Here is a 2,212-nt window from a genome sequence, read left to right on the forward strand (position 1 = left end):
TCTCCCTTCTTGGTTGCGAATACCCAGTTATCGCCATCTATGGATGTCCAATACCTTTGATGTCCGGCGTTGATATTTCCACAGCGGCGGAATGCCCATCTACGAAGTTTCAGGTATGTGAGGTAATCTTGTTTTGACAATTCTCCTACAGTTTGTGCGTCGGAGTTTGTATAGTAAGAAGTCCATCCCCTTATTACAGGGTTTAGGTCTTTAATCAGAGCCGATTGGGGTGATGACCTGTGTTTTCTGATGATTCTTCCGATTTCCTCTTGGTGTGCCTTGTTTGACTTCGCTGATGGGGTGATGAGGGTTTTAAAACCTAGTATTTTACCTTGGGCATTTTTTGCACTTTGGTATTTTCCGACGGGGTATTGTTGGATGTGATGACCTAGAAAGTCAAATCCGGCAGTCCCATCCTCACTCAATTCAGGGTGAAGTGTGTGAGTTAGTCGGGTCTTTTCAGGTTTTAATTCCAGTCCGATGTCAGCTAACCAATTCGAGATTATCTCTCGACATCTTTGGACAACGGCTTTATCTTGATGTAGAACCACAAAATCATCTGCATACCTGACAATGGTAAGAGATTGTCTCTTGTACTGTTTTGCCATCACTACCCCATTGGGGTTTCTCAAGCTTAAGGTTTCTGCAAACTCTTTTAAGTGGTTTTCTAAGCCGTGGAGGGCAATATTTGCTAATAAAGGTGAAATGACTCCACCCTGCGGCGTTCCAAGAGATGTAGCAGTAAATGCTCCTTTGTCTATTCCCCCAGACTTTAACCAAGCTTTAATTTGTTGCCTGATTTTGCCTTTGATATTTAACTTTTGGAGCAATGTTTCATGGTTGATGCGGTCAAAACATTTGGCAATGTCGGCGTCTAGAACAAATTTAGGTTTGTCCTTAATACCATTTTTTATTTGCCATATCGCATCGTGACATGACCTTCCTGGTCGAAACCCGAATGAGTTTGGCTCGAATGTAGCCTCCCATTCTGGTTCTAATGCAGCTTTGATTGCTGCTTGCAGAGCGCGGTCATACATTGTGGGTATTCCTAGTGGGCGTTTTTCATCTCTTCCTGGTTTGGGTATCCAAACCCTTCTTGTGGGTTTGGATTTGCCAGTGAGTGTCAATTGCCCTGCGAGTTCGAGACGTGCTTTTGGGGATAGAGATTTAATTCCATCCACTCCCGCTGTCTTCTTACCCTGATTTTCAACTGTTACCCGTCGTACCGCTAGAACTCTGTTAGACCAAGACCTCATCAGTGTTTTTTGGAGTTGACGGACTTGTTTGACATCTCCACGACGTGAAGCAGCGTAGATGCGTTTTTGCAACTTAAAGACGTACCTTTCGACTTGTCGCCAATCGATATTCTTATATCCCTCTGTATTCGGTTGTGAATCAGATTTAGGCTTGTTCATTGCTACTTTCACCTCTAGCTTATTCACATTGCGGCTCACGTCAGCTTATCCCGGCAATTATGCCTTCTCTTTTCCAGCAATACCCGTTGATTCGGGTTGGGCATTGGCTTCTTGAACCATCCCACCATCTCGTTGCTTTTAGCTTGACTGCCTACCTGATTAATCGACCTCAATCAGGAGCTTACGTGATGGTTTCTTCGTTCCTACTATCCATTTGTTGATTCCTTTAGGGCGTGTTTCTCCACCGGGGTTGTAGGTAGTGCGCTATCTCGTTTCTCAGATACTGATAGACCTTACCCTTGTCGGCTATTTCCGACCCAGGAGTTAGATTGAATCTATTAGCTTATATCCCCTGGTCAATTATATCGATGGCTCATCAACACTTCGTTTGTTCTACCCATAGAATCTTGCTCGCAGTAGGTGCTTTCAGCTATTACCACCTATTCCTGCTTTCACCCCCGCTTTACAAATTTGATGGTCAGTCTCTTCTGTAGGGGCTACCAATTTGCTTGGTAGTTTGTGTGCTTTTTGTCCCGCACCGGGACAGTAGGGCTTAGTGTTTTCAAAGATTGGGTTATGATGTCGGTGTGACCCTTCATCTTTTCCTTTCTCCCCTAGCTGTCTTCGCTTTTGCTCGGCTAGGTTTCTTCACCTACATGGATAGTAAGTTGTCATCAGTAGAGGATTGAAGTGCTCACTCTACCCTGTTGGGTTACTCTACTGAAGCCAGTCATCTCTCCAATAGGATTTCGACTGAACGAATCGCACTGAGATTTAATTACGCACAATGCCGTCTT

General features: G+C 44.4%; 1 protein-coding gene. It reads right to left on the reverse strand.

Features of this window, described 5'->3' with window-relative positions; genetic code table 11:
• The coding region (gene ltrA / locus MiSe_RS48710; RefSeq protein ID WP_226594685.1) for a group II intron reverse transcriptase/maturase at window positions 1-1,415 on the reverse strand (1,415 nt) is incomplete at its 3' end.
• Window positions 1,416-2,212: the final 797 nt, after the last annotated feature.

The organism is Microseira wollei NIES-4236 (assembly GCF_020521235.1).
GTDB lineage: Bacteria > Cyanobacteriota > Cyanobacteriia > Cyanobacteriales > Aerosakkonemataceae > Microseira > Microseira wollei.